Raw genomic sequence first — 590 nt, 5'->3', positions numbered from 1 at the left:
AGGCTTTCTGGAAATCACCGCGCGGCTGAAAAACTACGTCACCGATATCATGCACTACGCGATGAAAAAGAAACTGCTCAAAGCGAACCCGGCGCTGTATCTGGACGGTGAGTTTGCCGCGCCAGAAACCAGTCACTACCCGGCCCTGTCGCTGGATAAGTTGCCTGAGCTTTTATCCCGGACAGAGAATTACTGCGGCAGGCTGCTGACGAAATACGCCCTCAAACTTTCGCTGCTGTTTTTCGTGCGCTCCAGCGAGCTACGTTTTGCCCGCTGGAGTGAAATCGACTGGCAGCAAAAACTGTGGGTGATCCCGGAAGAACGCGAGCAGATCGAAAACGTGCGCTTCTCTTACCGGGGGGCGAAAATGAAAATCCAGCACATTGTGCCGCTGTCGGATCAGGCGATTGCGATACTGAAGCAGATCGAGGCCCTCTCCGGGCATCTGGCCTTTATTTTTCCCGGCGAATACGACCAGAACAAGTGCATGAGCGACAACACCGTCAACAAGGCGCTGCGCGTGATGGGTTACGACACCAAAAAGGATATCTGCGGGCATGGCTTCCGGGCAATGGCCTGTAGTGCGCTGA

At 54.7% G+C, this 590-nt stretch carries 1 protein-coding gene; it reads left to right on the top strand.

All coding sequences use genetic code 11. The annotated features are described in order from the left end of the window. Positions 1-590 (top strand): site-specific integrase (locus ACJHYW_RS25305; protein WP_280740106.1); only part of this gene is annotated, 590 nt, incomplete at both ends.

The sequence above is a fragment of the Escherichia sp. WS3063 genome, assembly GCF_046486595.1.
Classification (GTDB): Bacteria; Pseudomonadota; Gammaproteobacteria; order Enterobacterales; family Enterobacteriaceae; genus Escherichia; species Escherichia coli.
This window is presented reverse-complemented; position numbering and strand designations above follow the sequence as displayed.